This window comes from Streptomyces sp. KR80, from assembly GCF_052245555.1.
Taxonomy (GTDB): domain Bacteria; phylum Actinomycetota; class Actinomycetes; order Streptomycetales; family Streptomycetaceae; genus Streptomyces.
In genome coordinates this window covers 1-19446 of record NZ_JBQQCD010000039.1, presented here as the reverse complement: position 1 = coordinate 19446, position 19446 = coordinate 1, and the positions used below count along the sequence as shown (strand labels likewise).

General features: G+C 70.7%; 23 protein-coding genes. 12 read left to right on the top strand and 11 right to left on the bottom strand.

Translation table 11 applies throughout. The annotated features are described in order from the left end of the window. Nucleotides 1-120: 120 nt before the first annotated feature. Together ACTWQI_RS29475 and ACTWQI_RS29470 are read right to left on the bottom strand one after the other, a co-directional pair. On the bottom strand, nt 121-1833 hold the full coding sequence (locus ACTWQI_RS29475; RefSeq protein WP_443275110.1) for a bifunctional 3'-5' exonuclease/DNA polymerase: 1713 nt from the start codon (nt 1831-1833) through the stop codon (nt 121-123). Nucleotides 1834-1884: 51 nt separating this feature from the next. Beyond that, on the bottom strand, nt 1885-2688 hold the full coding sequence (locus tag ACTWQI_RS29470) for an AraC family transcriptional regulator (RefSeq protein ID WP_443275108.1): 804 nt from the start codon (nt 2686-2688) through the stop codon (nt 1885-1887). A gap of 63 nt (nt 2689-2751) precedes the next feature. On the opposite strand from ACTWQI_RS29470, the gene ACTWQI_RS29465 reads away from it, so the two are divergent. Then, the gene (locus ACTWQI_RS29465) at nt 2752-3330 is read left to right on the top strand and encodes a TIGR03086 family metal-binding protein (protein ID WP_443275106.1); all 579 of its coding nucleotides are present in this window, start codon (nt 2752-2754) and stop codon (nt 3328-3330) included. Nucleotides 3331-3494: 164 nt separating this feature from the next. Here the strand turns inward: ACTWQI_RS29465 and ACTWQI_RS29460 are convergent, their stop codons facing one another. From ACTWQI_RS29460 to rpmB, 4 genes are all read right to left on the bottom strand, one after another. Then, nucleotides 3495-3782, bottom strand: a complete 288-nt coding sequence (locus ACTWQI_RS29460) for a DNA glycosylase AlkZ-like family protein (protein WP_443275104.1) — start codon at nt 3780-3782, stop codon at nt 3495-3497. Between the two features lie 12 nt (nt 3783-3794). Beyond that, entirely contained in the window at nt 3795-4199 is a 405-nt protein-coding gene (locus ACTWQI_RS29455; RefSeq protein ID WP_443275103.1) for a (2Fe-2S) ferredoxin domain-containing protein, read from the bottom strand. Between the two features lie 259 nt (nt 4200-4458). Further along, complete coding sequence (rpsN, locus tag ACTWQI_RS29450; protein WP_443275101.1) at nt 4459-4764, bottom strand: 30S ribosomal protein S14; 306 nt, start codon at nt 4762-4764, stop codon at nt 4459-4461. Further along, nucleotides 4764-5000: a 50S ribosomal protein L28 gene (rpmB, locus tag ACTWQI_RS29445; protein ID WP_443275099.1), complete on the bottom strand. Its 237-nt coding sequence runs from the start codon at nt 4998-5000 to the stop codon at nt 4764-4766. Before rpmB ends, rpsN begins: the two co-directional genes overlap by 1 nt. Before the next feature lie 51 nt (nt 5001-5051). On the opposite strand from rpmB, the gene rpmG reads away from it, so the two are divergent. From rpmG to ACTWQI_RS29420, 5 genes are all read left to right on the top strand, one after another. Further along, nucleotides 5052-5216: a 50S ribosomal protein L33 gene (gene rpmG / locus ACTWQI_RS29440; RefSeq protein ID WP_443275097.1), complete on the top strand. Its 165-nt coding sequence runs from the start codon at nt 5052-5054 to the stop codon at nt 5214-5216. A gap of 40 nt (nt 5217-5256) precedes the next feature. After that, nucleotides 5257-5511, top strand: a complete 255-nt coding sequence (locus tag ACTWQI_RS29435) for a type B 50S ribosomal protein L31 (protein ID WP_443275095.1) — start codon at nt 5257-5259, stop codon at nt 5509-5511. Nucleotides 5512-5531: 20 nt separating this feature from the next. Next, nucleotides 5532-6704, top strand: coding sequence for a GTP-binding protein (locus ACTWQI_RS29430; RefSeq protein WP_443275093.1), 1173 nt, complete (start codon nt 5532-5534; stop codon nt 6702-6704). 32 nt (nt 6705-6736) lie between these two features. Next, nucleotides 6737-6973, top strand: a complete 237-nt coding sequence (rpsR, locus tag ACTWQI_RS29425; RefSeq protein ID WP_443275092.1) for a 30S ribosomal protein S18 — start codon at nt 6737-6739, stop codon at nt 6971-6973. A gap of 103 nt (nt 6974-7076) precedes the next feature. Continuing rightward, a complete protein-coding gene (locus ACTWQI_RS29420) occupies nt 7077-7319 on the top strand; it encodes a DUF397 domain-containing protein (RefSeq protein WP_443275112.1) in 243 nt (80 codons plus the stop codon). Between the two features lie 42 nt (nt 7320-7361). Here the strand turns inward: ACTWQI_RS29420 and ACTWQI_RS29415 are convergent, their stop codons facing one another. Next, nucleotides 7362-7874 carry an ATP-binding protein gene (locus ACTWQI_RS29415; protein WP_443275090.1) on the bottom strand — a complete coding sequence of 171 codons (513 nt, stop codon included), beginning with the start codon at nt 7872-7874 and terminating at the stop codon, nt 7362-7364. Between the two features lie 369 nt (nt 7875-8243). On the opposite strand from ACTWQI_RS29415, the gene ACTWQI_RS29410 reads away from it, so the two are divergent. The 3 genes from ACTWQI_RS29410 to ACTWQI_RS29400 all read left to right on the top strand — a co-directional run bounded on the left by ACTWQI_RS29410 (nt 8244) and on the right by ACTWQI_RS29400 (nt 11352). Beyond that, on the top strand, nt 8244-9080 hold the full coding sequence (locus tag ACTWQI_RS29410; protein WP_443275089.1) for a helix-turn-helix domain-containing protein: 837 nt from the start codon (nt 8244-8246) through the stop codon (nt 9078-9080). Between the two features lie 110 nt (nt 9081-9190). Beyond that, nucleotides 9191-10648 (top strand): aldehyde dehydrogenase family protein, encoded by a 1458-nt coding sequence (locus tag ACTWQI_RS29405; RefSeq protein WP_443275087.1) that lies wholly within the window; start codon nt 9191-9193, stop codon nt 10646-10648. A 164-nt stretch (nt 10649-10812) separates the two neighbouring features. Then, the gene (locus tag ACTWQI_RS29400; RefSeq protein WP_443275085.1) at nt 10813-11352 is read left to right on the top strand and encodes a DinB family protein; all 540 of its coding nucleotides are present in this window, start codon (nt 10813-10815) and stop codon (nt 11350-11352) included. Nucleotides 11353-11435: 83 nt separating this feature from the next. Here the strand turns inward: ACTWQI_RS29400 and ACTWQI_RS29395 are convergent, their stop codons facing one another. After that, complete coding sequence (locus ACTWQI_RS29395) at nt 11436-12848, bottom strand: glutamate decarboxylase (protein ID WP_443275083.1); 1413 nt, start codon at nt 12846-12848, stop codon at nt 11436-11438. A gap of 134 nt (nt 12849-12982) precedes the next feature. Here ACTWQI_RS29395 and ACTWQI_RS29390 point away from each other — a divergent pair, with 134 nt between their 5' ends. Then, complete coding sequence (locus ACTWQI_RS29390; protein WP_443275081.1) at nt 12983-13741, top strand: MerR family transcriptional regulator; 759 nt, start codon at nt 12983-12985, stop codon at nt 13739-13741. A 61-nt stretch (nt 13742-13802) separates the two neighbouring features. Here ACTWQI_RS29390 and ACTWQI_RS29385 read toward each other — a convergent pair whose 3' ends face one another. Continuing rightward, the gene (locus ACTWQI_RS29385; protein WP_443275080.1) at nt 13803-14171 is read right to left on the bottom strand and encodes a YbjQ family protein; all 369 of its coding nucleotides are present in this window, start codon (nt 14169-14171) and stop codon (nt 13803-13805) included. A gap of 231 nt (nt 14172-14402) precedes the next feature. Here ACTWQI_RS29385 and ACTWQI_RS29380 point away from each other — a divergent pair, with 231 nt between their 5' ends. Then, complete coding sequence (locus ACTWQI_RS29380) at nt 14403-15101, top strand: DedA family protein (RefSeq protein WP_443275078.1); 699 nt, start codon at nt 14403-14405, stop codon at nt 15099-15101. A 468-nt stretch (nt 15102-15569) separates the two neighbouring features. Here ACTWQI_RS29380 and ACTWQI_RS29375 read toward each other — a convergent pair whose 3' ends face one another. Both ACTWQI_RS29375 and ACTWQI_RS29370 read right to left on the bottom strand, forming a co-directional pair. Beyond that, on the bottom strand, nt 15570-17285 hold the full coding sequence (locus ACTWQI_RS29375; protein WP_443275076.1) for a threonine/serine exporter family protein: 1716 nt from the start codon (nt 17283-17285) through the stop codon (nt 15570-15572). Nucleotides 17286-17469: 184 nt separating this feature from the next. After that, on the bottom strand, nt 17470-17964 hold the full coding sequence (locus ACTWQI_RS29370) for an inorganic diphosphatase (RefSeq protein WP_443275074.1): 495 nt from the start codon (nt 17962-17964) through the stop codon (nt 17470-17472). Nucleotides 17965-18125: 161 nt separating this feature from the next. Here ACTWQI_RS29370 and dacB point away from each other — a divergent pair. After that, nucleotides 18126-19446: D-alanyl-D-alanine carboxypeptidase/D-alanyl-D-alanine endopeptidase (gene dacB, locus ACTWQI_RS29365; protein ID WP_443275072.1), on the top strand; the 1321-nt coding region annotated here is incomplete at its 3' end.

The following is a 19446-nucleotide window of genomic DNA, read 5'->3' as shown; positions in this document are numbered from 1 at the left end:
GCCGCGTACGAAACGGAACCGCCCGGTGGGGGTTGGCGCATCGTCGCAGACCGCGGCCCGGTGGTCGGGGTGTGCCCACCCGTTCCGCACCAGCGGAACGAATGCCCACACCCCTGGACGCTACTTCGCGTCGGCGTAGCACTTCACCACTGCCGTGGTGAAGGGAAATCGCACGGGCGTATCGCCGAAGGCGATCCGCCCCGCGCGCCCGCCTGCGGACCGTACGGCGTCGGCCACCGCCTCGGCTTCCTCCTCCGGGCAGTGCACGATCACCTCGTCATGCTGGAAGAAGACCAGTTCGGCGCGGAGTCCGGCCAGGGACTGGCGCAGCGCGGCCAGCATCAGCAGGGCCCAGTCGGCTGCGCTGCCCTGGACGACGAAGTTGCGGGTGAAGCGGCCGCGGGCGCGTGCGTCGCGGGAGGCGTACCCGTATCCCGGCTCCGCGCTTCCTGCCGCCTGCGCCTTCCCCTCCTGCACCTGCTCCTCCTGCGGCAGTCCCGCCTCGTCCGGTTCCGCGGCCGCGGCGGCCGGCGGGCAGGTCCGGCCGAGCCAGGTGCGGACGAGCCGGCCCTCCTCGCCCGCGCGGGCGGCGTCGTCCACGTAGGCGACGGCTGCCGGGAAACGGCGGCGCAGCGCGGCGAGGAACTGCAGGGCGTCGCCGGAGGTCTGCCCGTACACCGCGCTGAGCAGGGCCAGTTTGGCCTGGTCGCGGTCCCCTGCGAAGGCCCGGTCGGACAGTGCGGCGTACAGGTCCCCGGGGTGGCTCGCCACGTCCATCAGGCCCGGGTCACGGGAGACCGCGGCGAGAACCCGTGGCTCCATCTGGTCGGCGTCGGCCACGACCAGCCGCCAGCCGGGGTCGGCGACCACCGCGCGGCGTACGACCTTGGGGATCTGGAGCGCCCCGCCACCGTTGGTGGTCCAGCGTCCGGAGACCGTGCCGCCGGGCAGGTACTCGGGCCGGAACCGGCCGTCCCGCACCCAGGACGTGAGCCACGCCCAGCCGTGTGCGGTGTGCAGGCGGTACAGCTTCTTGTACGCGAGCAGGTGCGGTACGGCGGGGTGGTCGACCGCCTGCAACTCCCAGGCGCGGGTGGAGGTGAGGGCGATGCCCACGCGGGCGAAGGCCTTGATGATGTCGGCGGGCAGATCGGGCCGCACCCGGACCCCGCCGAATGCCCGGGACACCTCGTCGGCCAGCTCCGCCAGCCGCTGCGGCTCCTGGACGCCCGGATAGCGCTCGCCGAGCAGCTCGTCCAGCAGCGCCCGGTGCACATCCGCCCGCCAGGGGATCCCGGCCCTCGTCATCTCGGCGGCCACGAGCGTGCCCGCCGACTCGGCCGCGGTCAGCAGCCGCATCCGGTCCGGGTGCTCGGCCGCCCGGTGTCTTCGCTGCTGATCGGCGTACACCTCCAGCAGGGCGGTCAGCGGATCCGTGCCGTGCGGCAGCGGCACCGGGCCGGGCTCGAAGAGCGACGGCTGTGGCTGCGCGGCCCGTACGGGAGGGTCGGTGGGGACGAGCAGGCCGTGGAGCCGGGCCCAGGCCGCGGCGAGGGAACGCGGCTCGCCCCAGTGGCCCTCATGGCCGGTCAGCAGCGCCTCCGCCGCCTCCACGTCGTAGCACCGCTCGACGCGCACACCCGAGGCGAGCAGTCGCGGGTAGACGTCGGCGGTGGACCGCCACACCCACCGGTCGACGTCCGGCCGGGCGCGCACGGCCTCGGCGAGACCGTCCGAGGGCACCTCGACGACCGGCCCGCCCGGCCGCCCCTCGTCGTCGAGCGGCACGATCCGGGCGCCGCCGTCCTCGATCCCGGCCACCGCGCAGCGCATGAGGGGAGTCTCGCACCGGGGTACGACATCGACCCCGCGCGTCGCCGGGGCTCAGCGCGCGTATGCCGTTGGCGGCACGCCGACCGTGGCGGTGAAGTCGCGGACGAGATGCGCCTGATCGCTGTACCCGAGTTCGGACGCGAGGCGCGCCCAGTCCAGGTCCGCCTCCGTGGTGGCGCGCTCCAGTGCCTCGTGGATGCGGTAGCGCAGGATGCACCACTTGGGACTGACGCCCACGTACACGGCGAAGAGGCGCTGCAGCGCCCGTACCGACAAACCCTCGGCGCGGGCGAAGTCGGCGACCCGCCGGATCGTACGGTCGGTACGGATGCGGTGGACGAGCGCCATGGCGAGGTCGGCCTGCGGGTCCGCTACGGGGCCGAGGGCGAGGAGGAAGGCGTCGAGGGCGGCGACGCGGGCGTCCTCCTCAGCAGGGTCGAGGACGGCGTTGGGGGCTTCGGCGGCGGTGACCGGGAAGACGTCGGCGAGCGGCAGCCGCTGCCCGGTCCACTCCGACACGGGCCGGTCCGGCGCGAACGGCCGGAAGCCACCGGGGCGGAACTGCACCCCGCACACCCGCCCGGTTCCTTCGAGCTGCTGGGTGAACAGCCCGAGCCCGATGCCCGCGACCTCGCCGAAGCCGGGGCGTTCGCCGTAGCGCTGGAAGACGACGTTCACCGAGGGATGCGGCACCACGTGCGAGGTGTACTGCTCGGCCAGGTCCCAGTCGATGAGCCAGTAGTGCTCCAGATACGGCCGCAGCGGCTCGGCGGGTGCGCGGCGGCGGAAGTGGACGCGGGCGAAGAGCTCCGGGGCGTCCACGATGCCTCGGGTGTCGCGACGCGGGCCTGCCATGGCGGCGATGCTACGTCGCGTTTCTTCAAGACGCCGCCTTCCGTCACTCGTACCGTCGCATCCATGACGACCAAGATCAGCGAACTGCTCGACGCGGCGGCTGCACGAGCGGTGCCCGTCGTGCGCGGCGTACGTGACGCGCAGCTCAAAGACCCCACGCCGTGCGCGGAGTACACCGTGCACGATCTGCTCAACCACCTCACTCACGTGGTCATCGGATTCCAGTCGCTGGCCGCCAAGAAGGAAGCGGACTTCACGACCACGCCCGACTACCTCAGCGGGGACTGGCGCGGCCGGTTCGCGGATGAGGCCGCAAGGCTTGCCGAGGCATGGGCCGCACCGGGTGCCGACGAGGGGATGACCGGGACCAGGAACCTCCCCGCTCGGACCGTGGGGAGGATGGTCCTGCTCGACCTGACCGTGCACGCCTGGGACCTCGCGCGCGCGACGGGTCAGGACTTCACGCCCGACGCGGCGAGCATGGGCGCAGTGGGCGCGTTCCTGGACGACATGGCGCCGACGGCCCGCCGGATGAAGGTCTTCGGCGAGCCCTTCCCGGTGCCGGAAGGCGCGTCCGCCTTCGAGGCCCTGCTGGCCGCGACCGGGCGGGACCCGCGATGGGGCACAGCCGGCCGGAACTGACGGCCGACGCTGACGCCCACGGCCGTAAAGGCCGCGGCTTATTCAGCGGAGGAGGCGCGGCGGGCGACCCCGTCCCGTGGTCTCGGCCGGGTGATCGCTGATCGTCGCTCAGGCCGGCGCGTTCCCCAACCGCGCGAGCGGGACCCCTACGTCTGCCGCAGCCATCAGATGGTCCGCACGGACAGCGCCCGAGCCCGTCCTGTGCACGCTGCCAGATGCGCCGCCTCCTTCTCCAGCGCGTCCCTCGGGATCTCGCCGCTCTCCTCGAAGAGCTGGACGTCGACCGTGTCGTCGTTCGCGAAATCCCACACGCCGGCCACCCTTCCCCGGTGCACGACGACCGGGGAGATCCAGCCCGCCGTGCGGCTGACGGCCTTGCGGCGGCCGGCCGCGATGAGGCGGGTGTCGGAGGTGCCCGGGCCCAGGACGCGGACCCTCTGCGGATGCGGCAAGGGCGGTGGGCGTCAGCGGCGACCCCGCGGGGACGGGGGCTGGACGAACTGCAGCGCGCGCGTGGCCGGCGGATCGGCCAGACCCGGGCCGCCCGCCGCCGCCCACGCCAGCACGTCGTTGGTGCAGTCGTCGTCCATGGCCCAGCCGACCCAGGTGGCGCGGCCGCCGTTGCGCCGTCCCTCGGCGGACGGCTGGACGACGACCACGTTGGCGTGGTCGCACGGGCCGAGGCAGTCGGTCATCCGCACCGCCAGCCGTCCGTCGGATGCCGCGGCCGCCGCCTCGAGCCGGTCCACCTGCCACGCGTGGTCCACACCGGGGTACTTGCGCGGATTGCCGCAGCAGCATCCCCGGCAGACGACAACCGTGCAGGGGCGGGCGGCGTAGGGCCTTACGGGAACTCCGGTGTGCGTCACGGTGATTGATCGTATGCCGCGGACCCGTGCCCTGCGTGCGCGATCCCCGGACGACGCTGTATGCGCACGCACCTCCGGGCGGAACGCCCCCGTGACGCTCTGCACGTCACGGGGGCCAGTCCCCGCTGCGTTGTCCAATGCGGTGCTCAGGACGACCGCCTTGGCCGCTGCCGGTCTCAAGTGCCCCGTCCCCAACGCCCCGCGGGACGGCGCCGGATCCGCCACCGAGACCTCCGGCGGCAGATCGGGTCAAGTCGAGCTACCAGCTCGACTTGGTCACCCCCGGGAGGTATCCGGCGTGGGCCTGTTCGCGGAGCCGGACCCGGGAGAGGCCGAACGCACGGAAGTAGCCGCGCGGGCGGCCGTCGACGGAGTCGCGGTTGCGCACCCGCGTCGCGCTGGCGTCGCGCGGCTGGCGGCGCAACTCCCGCTGCGCGGCGATGCGCTCGTCCTCCGGCGTCCGCGGGTCGCGGATGACGGCCTTCAGCGCGGCGCGGCGGGCGGCGTAGCGGGCGACGACCAGGCGCCGCTGCTCGTTCTTCGCGACCTTGCTCTTCTTCGCCATCAGATACTCCCCCCTCGGGCCCGGATCCGGGCCACGGCCTTCTCGATGCCCAGCGTGTCCACCGTCTTGATGCCCTTGGCGCTCAGAGTGAGCCGGACGTAGCGGCGTTCACTGGGCAGCCAGTAGCGCTTGGTCTGGATGTTGGGGTCGAAGCGCCGCTTGGTGCGGCGGTGTGAATGGGAGACGCGGTGGCCGAAGCCCGGTTTGCGACCCGTCAGCTGGCAGTGGGCGGACAAGGTTCAACCCCTCCTAATGAAAATGGGAACCATTTCTGTATAGTACTCCCCATGGCCCGCAACGAAATACGCCCGGTGATCAAGCTCCGCTCCACGGCCGGCACCGGCTACACGTACGTGACCCGCAAGAACCGCCGCAGCCACCCCGACCGGCTGCAGTTGCGCAAGTACGACCCGGTGGCCCGCCGCCACGTGATGTTCCGCGAAGAGCGCTGATCCGCCGGAGGAGGAGAGAGAAGAGGAGAGGGACAAGAAGATGAAGGCCGGAATCCACCCCCCGTACCACCCCGTCGTCTTCCGCGACATCGCGTCGGACTTCGCCTTTCTGACCCGGTCGACCGCGACCAGTGAGAAGACCATCGACTGGGAGGACGGCAACACCTACCCCGTGATCGACGTCGAGATCTCCTCGGCGAGTCACCCCTTCTACACGGGACGGGCCCGCGTTCTGGACACCGCCGGGCGCGTCGAGCAGTTCGAGCGCCGCTACGGCAAGCGCGAGGCCGGCTGATGGCGGAACGAGGCGACCGCATGGAGGCCCGAGGCGACCGCGACCGGCTCCCCGTGGTGCTGATCGGCGGACTGCACTCCGACGCCCGCCGGACTGCCGTCGACCGGCTGCTGGCCGCCGTGCCCGGCAGCGTGGCGCTCCACCACGACCTGGCGACGGCCACCGAGGGAACCGTCCGGCGGACGGTCCGCGACAGCAGCGGCCTCCTCGAAACCGGCGAGGCTCCGCTGGTGAACGACTGCGCCTGCTGCGCCCTGCGCGAGGACCTGGTCCCCGAGTTGGAACGGCTCGCCGGCAGTGGGCTGTGCCGGCTGGCCGTCGTCGAGCTGTGGGACTCGGTCGAGCCCAAGGCCATGGCCGAGGTGGTGGCCGCCCTGAGCGATGACGCGTTGGAGCTGACCGGCGTGCTGACGGCCGTCGCCCCGGAGCTCCTGGTGCCGTATCTGAGCTGTGGCGACGACCTCGCCGAGGTCGGCCTCGCCGCCGCGGCGAGCGACCGGCGCACGGTCGCCGACACCTGGGCGCGGCAGTTGGAGTACCCGTCGGCACTGGCAATCGCGGCCGCTGAGGGCGACGAACAGCCGGAGCCGAGCGACCTCGCTCTCCTCCGCCAGCTGCATCCCACTGCCCGTCAGGTGTCCGTGGACTCCGGCGAGCTGGCGGCCGCCGCCTTCGCCGGCTTCGACCTGGAGGCCGCGGCCGCGAGGCAGCACCCGGCGTGCGCACTGCTGCCGCAGGAGGCCGAGGAGCACGGCGTGACCACGGTGGTCTGGCACCGTACCCGGCCGTTCCACCCGGAGCGGCTGTATGCGGCGCTGGAGGACCTGACCTGCGCCGCGGCACGCAGCCGCGGTCGATTCTGGCTCGCGGACCGGCCGGACACGCTGCTCTCCTGGGACGCGGCAGGCGGTGCGCTGTGCGTGGAGAACGCCGGCCCCTGGCTGGCGTCGTTGCCGGACGCCGCCTGGGAGATGGTGCCACCGATGCGACGGGCCGCCGCCGCGATGGACTGGGACCCCGAGCACGGCGACCGCGCTCAGCACCTCGTCTTCACTTCACCGGCCCTCGATCGCGAAGGGCTGCTCGAACTCCTTGAGTCCTGCCTCCTCACCGACGCCGAGTACGAGGGCGGGCGAGAGGCGTGGCAGCAGCTGCCGCCCGCGTTCGACTCCCTCCTCGACCCCGTTTCGTAAGACGCGGTTCCCGCACCAGAAAGGTCCCTACGATGGCCCGCCGCCATGATGGCCGGAGGAGTTCCAAGCCCCGGCCCAACCCGTTGGACGTCGCCGGTATCAGCTACATCGACTACAAGGACACCGATCTGCTCAGGAAGTTCATCTCCGACCGGGGCAAGATCCGCAGCCGTCGGGTGACCCGGGTCTCCGCTCAGCAGCAGCGGCAACTCGCCCGCGCCATCAAGAACGCCCGGGAGATGGCGCTGCTGCCGTACTCCGCCAAGTAGCCGGTCGGACACGCGTCGTGCACGTGCATCCGCTCATGCAGGCGCACATGAACGAAGCTATGATCCGAGGCAGTTGGTAGAGGCAACTGTCCAGGAGATCGCTGTGCACCACCCGTACCGGAACGGTATGCCGGCCACGGCCCTCCAGGGCGTGGTCTGGCAGAAGAGCAAGCACAGCAACTCCCAGGGAGCGTGTGTGGAGTTGGCCAGGCTGCCCGACGGTGGTGTGGCGATGCGCAATTCGCGATTCCCGGACGGCCCCGCGCTCATCTACACCCCGGCCGAGGTGGAGGCGCTGCTACTCGGCGTCAAGGACGGGGAGTTCGACCATCTGATCGCCGAGTGAACCGCGGGCCCACGGCGTCGGGTCTCCGAGTGAGCCGCAGGTCTACGGCGTCGTCGGCGGCAGGTGAAAGAGGGCCCAGACAACCTTGCCCCGCAGGGTTCCGGCGAGCGGGTGCCAGCCCCAGTTGTCGCTGAAGGCATCCACCAGATGCAGTCCGCGCCCGGACTCCGCCGAGAAGTCCGGGTCGTCGGCGGGGTCGTCCTGGGCAACCGGACATTCCTCGCTGGGGTCCCGTACGGCACAGACGAGGCGGGAGGACCAGTGCATCAGGTGTAGCCGCACCGGGGGGTAGGGGATGGCCGCCGCTCCGATGCCGTCGGGGAGCGCATGGCGCAGTGCGTTGGTGACCAGTTCCGACACCACGAGCCCCACCGTGTCGAAATGCTCGCTCAGTTCCCACCGTCCGAGTGCGGCCTGGGTGAACTGTCGGGCGCCTCTGACCGATTCGTAGCGAGGGGCGAGTGAACAGGAAACAGAACTCGACATGCTCGCCGGGTCGATGGGAGGGAGGCCCTGCCGTAACGGCTCGAGCATGGTCGATCCTTCGGTCCCCATGCGTGGCACTCCTGGCCTAGAGGAATCGGTCAAGGCGGCGTGCTTGTGCTCGCGCACCATGGTTCCCAATGCGTAGAGCAGATGCAAGGGCAGATGCACGTGCACGCGCCTGCCTTGTGTGAGGCGGTGGGGGTTAGGACACAATTCTCCCCACGGCCGGTTTCGTAGCCTCACCCGACCACTTCTCGTCTCTGTAACCGGACAGGCACGCAACGAAGCTCGGAGATGGCAGACTTCGGCTGTTGAGGTCTCAGTGCAATACCGACAGAGGCGGGTAGTCGCGACATGGGCACAGTGCAGCCGGGTAGGGGGCACTTCCCAGCGGTGGCTGGGGGTGGAACGGACGGGGCCGGAGGATCGGGCGGCTCGATGGTGCGCCGCATCCTGCTCGGTTCTCAGCTCAGGCGGCTCCGCGAATCCCGCGGAGTGACCCGCGAGGCCGCCGGTTATTCGATCCGTGCATCCGAGTCGAAGATCAGCCGCATGGAGCTGGGACGCGTGAGCTTCAAGGCCAGGGACGTCGAGGATCTGCTCACGCTCTACGGCGTCACCGACGAGGCCGAGCGAGCCGCGCTGCTCGGGCTTGCCCGCGAGGCCAACATCGCCGGGTGGTGGCACTCGTACGGCGATGTGCTACCGGGGTGGTTTCAGACATATGTGGGCCTGGAGGGCGCGGCCTCCCTCATCCGCTCCTATGAGGTGCAGTTCGTGCACGGCCTGCTGCAGACCGAGGACTACATCCACGCCGTCGTGGTCCGCGGCCAGCCCGACGCCCCGGGACATGAGGTGGACCGGCGCGTGGCCCTCCGCCTCGAGCGGCAGAAGCTGCTGGTCGCCGAGCGCGGCCCGGACTTCCACCTGATCCTCGACGAGGCCGCGCTGCACCGCCCGTACGGCGGCGCCGACGTCATGCGCGGCCAGCTGCGGCACCTCATCGAGATGTCCCAGCGGCCCAATGTCACCCTGCAGATCATGCCGTTCGAATTCGGCGGTCATGCGGGCGAGAGCGGTGCCCTCACGATCCTGCGATTCCCCGAGTCCGATCTGCACGACGTCGTCTACCTCGAGCAGCTGACCGGGGCCCTCTACCTGGACAAGCGGGACGAGGTCAGCCACTACGAGAGGGCCATGGAGCGGCTGAGCCGGGACAGCCTGACTCCTGAGGAGAGCCGGAAGTTGCTGAGCGGGATGCTGCAACAAACCTGACTCATCAGGATGCTTCAACAGACTTGACTCATCAGTACGATGACATCTCATCAGGAGTTGCGTCAGCCCGGGGCGTCCGACCAGCGCCTCGACCTCCAGTTAGGGATGTCATGTCCTACTTCACAGAGTTGGCCCATCAGTACATCGACGGTGAGTGGAAGGCCGGCAGCGGCTCCTGGGACATCATCGACTTCAATCCGTACGACGGGGAGAAGCTCGCCTCGATCACCGTCGCCACGGTGGCCGAGGTGGACCAGGCCTACAGAGCGGCGGAGCGGGCCCAGGTCCCATGGGGGGCGACCAATCCGTATACCCGCCGTCTCGTCCTCGAGAGTGCCCTGCGGATCATCGAGGACCGCGAGCAGGAGATCACCGAGGCGATCATAGCCGAGTTGGGCGGCACCCGACTGAAGGCCGCCTTCGAGCTGCACCTGGCCAAGGAGTTTCTGCGCGAGGCGATACACCTCGCGCTGCGCCCCGAGGGACGGATCATGCCCTCCCCCGTGGACGGCAAGGAGAACCGCCTCTACCGCGTCCCGGTCGGTGTCGTCGGCATCATCAGCCCCTTCAACTTCCCCTTCCTGCTGTCCCTCAAGTCGGTCGCCCCGGCGCTGGCGCTCGGCAACGCTGTGGTCCTCAAGCCGCACCAGAACACGCCGATCTGCGGCGGCTCCCTGGTGGCCAAGGTCCTCGAGGACGCGGGCCTGCCGGCCGGGCTGCTGAACGTGGTGATCACTGACATCGCGGAGATCGGCGACGCGCTCATCGAGCACCCGGTGCCCAAGGTCATCTCCTTCACGGGCTCGGACAAGGTCGGCCGCCATGTGGCCACCGTCTGCGCCGCCAACTTCAAGCGCGCGATCCTCGAACTGGGCGGCAACAGCGCGCTCATCGTGCTGGACGACGCCGACGTCGACTACGCGGTGGACGCCGCCGTCTTCAGCCGGTTCGTGCACCAGGGCCAGGTCTGCATGGCCGCCAACCGCGTACTGGTGGACCGGAGTGTGGAGCAGGAGTTCACGGAGAAGTTCGTCGCCAAGATCAAGACTCTGCGGGTCGGCGACCCCGCCGACCCTGAGACACACATCGGGCCGCTGATCAACTCCTCGCAGGCGGAGTCGGTCTCGGCGCTGGTCGACCAGACGGTCGAAGCGGGCGCGACCGCGCTGCTGCGCGGCCGGGTCGAGGGCTGCCTCGTGGCGCCGTCGGTACTCACCGGGCTGCCGACGGATGCGCCCGTCCTGTCGCAGGAGATCTTCGGGCCGGTGGCGCTGGTCGTGCCCTTCGACGGGGAGGAGGAGGCGATCCGGATCGCCAATGACACTCCGTACGGCCTGAGCGGCGCGGTGCACACGGCCGATGTCGAGCGTGGTGTACGGGTGGCCCAGCGGATCCACACCGGCATGATCCACATCAACGACAGTACGGTGCACGACGAGCCGATCGTGCCCTTCGGAGGCGAGAAGCACTCCGGCGTCGGACGGCTGAACGGCGACTCCACGGTGGAGGCGTTCACCACCCAGAAGTGGATCTCCATCCAGCACGGCCGCAGCGGCTTCCCCTTCTGAGGCGTACCCGGCTTCCGGGGTCTTCGCCGGGACTCCCATCGCGTCGCGTCGCGCGCCCTTGCGGACAGAACCTGACCGCAAGGGTCCGTAACGTCGTGGGTGTCAGGACGGCAGGAAGACACCTCCCCAGCCACGGTTGGGGATGCCCCAGGAAGGCGGACGACATGGTCACTCACGTTCACGCGGAAGCCCGCGGCGACGAGCGCGGAGCGCTGCTGGCCTTCGTCGAGGCGCAGCGCGGTGCCATCCGCCGCTCCGTCCTCGGCCTGACCGAGGAGCAGGCGGCGAGCAGGCCGAGCGCCAGTGAGCTCTCGCTCTCCGGACTGCTCAAGCATGTCGCGGAGACCGAGCTCGGCTGGGTGCGGTTGGCCCGGCAGCTGCCGCCCGCGATCGAGCGCACCGAGGAGAACTGGGGCGACAGTTTCCGGCTGGTCGAGGGGGAGACCGTCGCGCAGATGCTGGCCTTCTGGGAGAAGGTCGCGCAGGAGACGGAGGACTTCATCCGTTCGGTGCCCACCCTGGACGACACCTTCCCGCTCCCCGAGGCGCCGTGGTTCCCGCCGGGCGGCCGGGTGTCGATGCGCTGGCTGATGCTCCACCTGGTCGAGGAGATCGCCCGGCACGCGGGTCATGCCGACATCATCCGTGAGTCACTCGACGGGAAGATCTCCTTCGAGCTCGTCGCCGAGGCCGACGACGCCTGACCTCCGCTCCGCCGAGGGGGTAACGATCACCACCCCCTGCAGACCGAGCCGCAGGGTGAACAGCGGTGGGCTCCGGGCTGCGGTCAGTGGTGGAAGGCGGTGGCGGCGGACTCGGGTGTGCTGAGCGGGCTCTGCTGTGCCCTCAGTTCGGGCAGTAGCCGCCGCAGGTCCTCGATGAACAGCTCCGCGAGGTCTGCCGTGAGGCCGTTGCGGCAGACCACGCGGAGCACAGACAGATCCTCCCGGTTAGGCGGGAATCGGTAGGCGGGAACGAGCCAGCCGCGCTCGCGCAGCCGCCGGGACACATCGAAGACGTTGTATTGCGTGATATCCGGTTCCGTGGCGAAGGCGAAGACCGGAAGCTCGTCGCCCCGTGTCAGCAGCCGGAAGTCGCCGAGCGCCTCGATCCGCTCGGCGAGCGAGCGCGCCACGTCCCGCGACCGCTGCTGGACCGCCCGGTAGCCGTCCCGGCCGAGCCGCAGGAAGGTGTAGTACTGCGCGGCCACCTGCGCGCCGGGCCGGGAGAAGTTGAGCGCGAATGTCGGCATGTCGCCGCCCAGGTAGTTGACTCGGAAGACCAGCTCCTCGGGCAGCTCTGCCGCCGTACGCCACAGCGCCCATCCGACACCCGGATACACCAGGCCGTACTTGTGCCCGGAGGTGTTGATCGAGGCGACGCGGGGCAGCCGGAAGTCCCACACCAGGTCCGTGTCGAGGAAGGGGGCCACCATCGCTCCTGACGCGCCGTCCACATGTACCGGCACATCCAGCCCCGTACGCTCCTGAAGCGCGTCCAGGGCCGCGCACACCTCCGCCACCGGCTCGTACGACCCGTCGAAGGTCGAGCCGAGTACGGTGACCACGCCGATGGTGTTCTCGTCGCACAGCTCGGCCGCAGCCTGGGCATCGAGGTGGAACCGCTCGCCCTCCATGGGGACTTGGCGGGCCTCGACCTCCCAGAAGTTGCAGAACTTGTCCCAGCAGACCTGGACGTTGACGCCCATCACCAGATTCGGCCTCGCGCCGGGGTAGCGGTCGGCGTTTCTCCGCTCCCAGCGGCGCCTGAGCGCCATGCCGGCGAGCATGCAGGCCTCGCTCGACCCGGTGGTGGAGCAGCCCACCGCCTCACCCGGCCCCGGCGCATGCCACAGCTCGGAGAGCATCGAGACGCAGCGCCGCTCCAGTTCGGCGGTGCGCGGATACTCGTCCTTGTCGATCATGTTCTTGTCGCGGCACTCGGCCATCAGCCGGCCCGCCTGCGGCTCCATCCAGGTGGTGACGAAGGTGGCGAGGTTGAGCCGGGAGTTCCCGTCGAGCATCAGCTCGTCGTGCACCAGTTGATATGCCGACTCCGGGGGCATCGGCCGGTCGGGCAGCCGGTGCCGGGGAGGCGCCGTGGCCATACCGCCGATCGGGTCGGCTTCGTCGTAGAAGGGATTGAGAGCGAGCTCGCTCTGCTCAGCTCTCCCCGAACTCGCATCCTTGTGCAGCGGCATGGTGTCGCCTCCTTCGGTCGCGACGACCCTTCGCCATGGACAATACGAGCATTTCGGTCGGGTGGCCTGGGCTTGCACCTCACGTGGCGTGAGGGATCAGTGTGGAGGGCGGACACACAGAGGAGCGGGAAGGCATGAGCTACTCAGTAGGACAGGTCGCCGGATTCGCCGGCGTGACGGTGCGCACCCTGCACCACTACGACGAGATCGGGCTGCTCTCGCCGAGCACGCGCAGCCACGCAGGCCACCGGCGGTACGACGACGCCGACCTCGACCGGCTGCAGCAGATCCTGTTCTACCGGGAGCTCGGCTTCCCGCTCGACGAGGTCGCGGCACTCCTCGACGATCCGCACGCGGACCCGCAGGAGCACCTGCGGCGCCAGCACGAACTGCTGACCGCCCGGATCGGCAAGCTGCAGGAGATGGCCGCCGCCGTCGAACACGCCATGGAGGCACGGAAGATGGGCATCAATCTCACGCCGGAGGAGAAGTTCGAGGTCTTCGGCGACCACGACCCGGAGCAGTACGCGGAGGAGGCCGAGCGGCGCTGGGGCGGCTCCGACGCCTACCGCGAATCCCAGCGCCGGACCGCCTCGTACACCAAGGAGGACTGGCTGCGGATCAAGGCGGAGGGTGCGGAGAACAGCAGGGCGTTCGTCGCCCTCATGGAGGCGGGCGTGGCACCCGACTCCGAGCAGGCGATGGACCTCGCCGAGGAACACCGGCAGCAGATCAGCCGGAACTTCTACGACTGCAGCTATGAGATCCACACCGGGCTCGGTGAGATGTACGTCACGGACGAGCGGTTCGCCGTCGGCTTCGAGCAGATCAAGCCGGGGCTCGCCGAGTATCTGCGGGACGCGATCCTCGCCAACGCCCGGCGGAACGCCTGACCGCGCGGGCCCCGGCTCAGGGCCGGGGCCCGCCCGCGGTGTGGCCTGGGCCGGGGCCGTCTCAGCCCTGCGGGGCGATCACCGCGGCCGTGCCGTACGCGCACACCTCGGTGCCCACGTCCGCCGCTTCCGTCACATCGAAGCGCATCATCAGCACGGCGTTCCCACCGCGTGCCCGGGCCTGCTCGACCAGCCGCTCCATGGCCTGGTTACGGGTCTGCACCAGGGTCTTCGTCAGCCCCCTCAGCTCGCCGCCGATCATCGACTTCAGGCCCGCGCCGATCTGGCTGCCGAGGTGGCGGGAGCGCACGGTCAGGCCGAAGACCTCGCCGATCACCTGTTGTACGTGGTAGCCGGGGACGTCGTTGGTCGTCACCACCAGCACGTCGGCCTCGGGCCCCTGTCCGCCGCCGAACTCCTCGATGCCCATCGCACCCACCTCCTGCGTAAAGACTCCTGTGTCGCCACCAGGGACGCACCCGGGGCGGCGGACGTTGAGCCGACCGGCCGCAACGTCCCGGCGGCGGCCTCTCCCGTCCGGCGGGCCACTGGAACCGGAGCGCCCCCGCTCGCGTTGATAGCTTTGGGCAGCCACACACCAGTCCACACCTGTGCCCGGGCCCCGCTTGTGCCTGCGCCCTCGACCCAGGAGCCTGTCCTCGTGACCACCCTCGCGCTCGGCCCCAGCTGGCTCGACCCGGATTTCCTCATCAACACCTTCGGACCGATCGGCATCCTGGCGATCGTGTTCGCCGAATCCGGCCTGCTCATCGGGTTCTTCCTGCCGGGCGACTCGCTGCTCTTCACCACCGGTCTGCTGGTGGTCACGGACAAGCTGGACACCCCGTTGTGGCTCATCTGCACGCTGATCGCGATCGCGGCGGTCCTCGGGGACCAGGTCGGCTACCTCTTCGGGCGCAAGGTGGGCCCAGCGCTCTTCAAGCGCCCGGACTCCAAGTTCTTCAAGCAGGAGAACGTGGAGAAGGCGCACGAATTCTTCGAGAAGTACGGCCCGAAGTCGCTGGTCCTGGCCCGCTTCGTACCGATCGTGCGGACGTTCACGCCGATCATCGCGGGCGTGAGCCGGATGAACTACCGGTCGTTCATCGTCTTCAACGTCGTCGGCGGCGTGCTGTGGGGGGTCGGCGTCACGCTGCTCGGTGCGGCGCTCGGCCGGGTCGACTTCGTGCGCACCCACATCGAGTCGATCCTGATCGGGATCGTGCTGCTTTCGGTCCTGCCGATCGTGATCGAGTTCCTCCGCGCCCGCGGGGCGTCGAAGAAGGAGCAGGTCGCGGAGCCGGCCGCCGATCCGGGGGCGCAGGAGTCAGGCCCGCGCGGCCGCCACGCCAAGCGCTGACCTCTCCCCCGGGGGGCGGGGACCGCAGCTCCCGCGCCGCGCCCGCCCCGGCCCGAGATCTCGCGCGGGGTCGATGAGCCCGGTAGCGCCCGCCGCCACGGCCTCGGCCGCTGCGGTCAGCTTGGTGGCGGCGCCAGCGGCGTCCTCCGCCACCAGGGCAAGGCGTTCCGCGAAGGTCGGCGAGCCAGGATGTCCGCCACCCCGGCCAGCGGCGGCCGGTCGCTGGCGATGGTGTGCGCCAGTTCCGGGGCATAACAGGCCAGCCCGGCCCGGTCGCGGGCGCTGAGCACCAGGAGGTGCGGCCTCTCGGGACGTCGATCGGGCCCCGCCGTCCTGGGGCCTGGGGGGCGGGAGCCGTGCCGCCCGCTTGGCGGGACGCGGAACTCCGTGGCGGCGCCCGCGGGAGCGGCGGCTTGCGGCCGCAACGCGGCATACCCCGTCGCTCCGGCTCGCCCGGCGAGGGCATCGTCAGAAGCCGCGGGTGCGCTTCGCGGCCCGGCGGGCCGTGCCATCCGTCCCGCTCGGCACCTTGAGGAAGAGCCGGGCGGTCTCGCCACCGAGGTTCACGCCGATGGCGATGGCCAGCGCGAGCGCCGCCGCCTCCGTCAGGGAGGACATCCCCTCGTTCAGGCGGCCCTGGGCCAGTCCCAGCAGGCCGAAGTACATCGCACTGCCCGGCAGGAGCGGCCCGATCGCCGCCGTGACGTACGGCAGCGCCGAGGCGTACCGGTACCGCGACAGCAGCTGACCGAAGAGGCCAACCAGGCCCGCCGCCACCGCCGTGGACGGAACCGGGTCCATCTCCGCCGTGTAGTGCAGCGCTCCGAAGACCACCCAGGCGACCCCACCGCCCAGCGTCACCACCAGCACGGTGTGACGTTCCTGCTGCAGCAGCAGCGCGAAGGCCAGGGTCAGCAGCATCGCCGCCATGATCTGCAGGACCGGCCGCTGAGTGGTGTCCAGCGCGTCCAGCGGCTGCAGCCGCGCGCCCAGCTGCATACCGCCGTACAGCACGATCAGCACGCCGCAGACGATGCCGACGATCAGGTAGCAGACCTCCAGCAGACGTGCGGACGCGGTGATGTAATAACCCGTCAGCCCATCGTGCACGCCCGCGACCAGCGCCCGTCCCGGGATCAGGGCGAAGAGCCCACCGGTGATCACTGCTGACGCCTGCACATCGGCGTGGGCCAGGCTGAAGGCCACGCCGACCGCGGCGGGCGGCATCGCAGCGGCCACGAACTGGTAGAACTCCGGCAGTCCGCGCCCGGACGCCAGCCACGCCAGCCGGTCGCCCAGCATCGCGCCGATCGCCGCCGCGATGAAGACCAGCCAGCTGCCGCCGACGAGGGTGCTCGCGGCGCCCGCCAGTGCCCCGGCGGCCAGCGTGAGGGTCCACCCGGGGTACGGGTGACGGTTCCGGCGGATCTCCGCCAGCCGCCGGTACGCCTCCTCCAGCGTCACCTCGACGTCGTCCGAGCCGATGTCGTCGACCAGCCGGAAGACCGCCGACAGCCGGTTGTAGTCGGTGACCCGCCGCCGTACGGTCCGGCTGGCCGTCACCGGGTCGTCGACCAGCGACGGCTGATACGAGACCGACAGCAGGGTGAAGGTGACGGTCGGCTCGACCCGGTCCAGGCCGTAGGCGTGCGCGACCCCGAACATCGCCGCCTCGACGTCCTCCGCGCCCTCGCCGCCCGCGAGCAGCAGCTCGCCGATGCGGAGCGTCAGATCGAGCACGCGCGGTACGGCCGGTCCGGTCCCGTCCTCGTGCTTCTGCGCCCGGTCCGGGACCGGCCGCTCGGCGATCGGCATGCGCAGCATCGTGCGCATCCGGTCCTGCCAAGGGGTCTCTTTGGTCAGCCGGACGACCGGGATGCCCTGCGGTGGGGTGAAGGCCGGATAGCCGGACGGCTGCCGGGTCTGTGTGCTCTGTGCCGCCTGCCCACTGGGCGGGGCGAAGGCCGAACCCTCCGGCTCGGCCGGCGGCTCCGGCACCAGTCCGCTCGGCACGGCGAACTCCGACGTCGGGTGCTCGTCCTCCGGCGGAGCCGGCAGCGGCACTCCCGAAGGCGGGAGGAAGGCACTGCGTGCCTCGTCCGACTGCGGCTTGCGGTCCTCCGGATGCTCCGCCTCCGGGTTGTCGCCGGCCTTCCTCCGTGTCCCTGTCGCGTCCTTGACCACGTCTTTCCGATCCTCCTCTCCGTGACTGTCCTGTCGGTCCCCTTCCCGGTGCTTTCCCGGCCACGATGCCGTACGGCCACCGGTGTCGCCCAGGGGCCAGGTCGCCCCCGCGCAACGGGCGGGCGGCACATCCCCTGAGGGGTGCCGCCCGCCCGTAGGTCGAAATACGCCGACGCTCAGTGCATCAGTGGTCGCCGCCCTGGGCCTCGAGCCGCTTGATGGAGGCCTCGATCTCCACCTCGGCCTCGGTTCGCCCGACCCAGGTCGCGCCCTCGACCGACTTGCCGGGCTCCAGGTCCTTGTAGACCTCGAAGAAGTGCTGGATCTCCAGGCGGTCGAACTCCGACACGTGGTGAATGTCCCGCAGGTGTTCCACCCGCGGATCGGAGGCCGGTACACACAGCACCTTGTCGTCACCACCGGCCTCGTCCGTCATCCGGAACATGCCGATCGCACGGCACTTGATGAGGCAGCCGGGGAAAGTGGGCTCGTCCAGAATGACCAGCGCGTCCAGCGGGTCGCCGTCCTCGCCGAGGGTGTTCTCCACGAAGCCGTAGTCGGCCGGGTAGCTGGTGGATGTGAAGAGTCGACGGTCCAGGCGGATACGACCGGTCTCGTGGTCCACCTCGTATTTGTTCCGCGAACCCTTCGGGATCTCGATGGTGACGTCGAACTCCACGGGTGGCTCCTCCATGATCAACACACAGTTCGGGTGATTAAGTGTCCCTCACGCGTGTGTGTGGTGGCGAAAGGGGCTGGTCCGAGGTGCCCGAGGCCAGATCGTGGCAGTTCAGGTGGGCGGTCGAACAATGGCGGACGCGACCGGAATTGCATCTTCCGGTGCTGTCCGGCCTGGTCGGACTGGCCATCGCGCTCTGTGCGGTGACCGCGGCCGGTCCGTGGGACTCCGGCCAGCGTACGGCGGAGCGGGAGTTCGCAGCGGTGTGGGACCGCGGGGGTGGCGAGCATCACGGCGAACGCCACGGCGGGCGGTCCGGGAAGGCGGCGGGTACGGCGCCGAGCGCCGCTGTCGTGCTGCCCGCACTCGGGAACGACACGCGGGCCGCATCCCCCGACCCCGTGCCCCCGCCCACCGAGAACGGCCTCGCCGACGCCCTCGCACCGCTCTTGAGGCACCCCGCCCTCGGCGCGGTGCACTCGGCCGCCGTCGTGGACGCCACGACCGGCAGGCAGCTCTACGGTGCCGAGGCGGCCCGCGCCGTGGTCCCCGCCTCGACCATCAAGATCGCCACTGCCGTGGCCGCGCTCGACGCCCTCGGTCCCGACCACCGGATCGAGACGACCGTCGTCCAGGGCGCCGCCGACGACGAGGTGGTGCTGGTCGGCGGCGGCGACCCGACGCTCACGGCCCGTAGGACGCCCGACGGCGCCGGGCCGAAACCGGCCAGTCTGCGGGACCTGGCGGCTCAGACCGCCCGCGCACTGAAGGACCGCGGCACGCGGAAGGTCACCGTCGCGTACGACACCTCGCGCTATACCGGACCCGATCTGCACCCGATCGGCCCCAACCCGAACATCGCCCGCGTCACTCCTCTCATGGCCGACGAGGGCCGCCGGGACGGCAGCAGCAGCGGTCCCGCCGAGCGCGAGGGCGATCCGGCCGCCGCCGCGGCCCGGACCTTCGCCGACCGGCTGCGCGACCGCGGCATCGCCGTCTCGGGAGACCCGCACTCCACGACCGCCGGGGCTCGGGCGGAGCGGCTGGCCGCCGTACGGTCGCTGCCGCTGTCGGCCCTCGTCGAGCGCATGCTCACGGTCAGCGACAACGACATCGCCGAGGCCCTCGCCCGGCAGACGGCACTGGCGGACGGCGAGCCGGCGAGCTTCAAGGGTGGGGAACAGGCCATCACGTCCCGGCTGAGGAAGCTCGGCCTCCCGCTCTCCGGTGCGCGTTTCGCGGACGGCAGCGGCCTCAGCCGTGACGACAAGGTCTCGGCGGCGCTCCTCGCCCAGCTGCTCGTACGGGCCGCGGAACCCGATCGCCCGGAGCTGCGGGCGGCCCTGACGGGCCTGCCGGTCGCGGGGTTCAACGGCACGCTGCGCAGCCGGTACGCGGACGCACCGACGGGCACGGGCATGGTCCGGGCCAAGACGGGGACCCTCACCGGCGTGAACGCGCTCGCCGGCACGGTCGTCGACG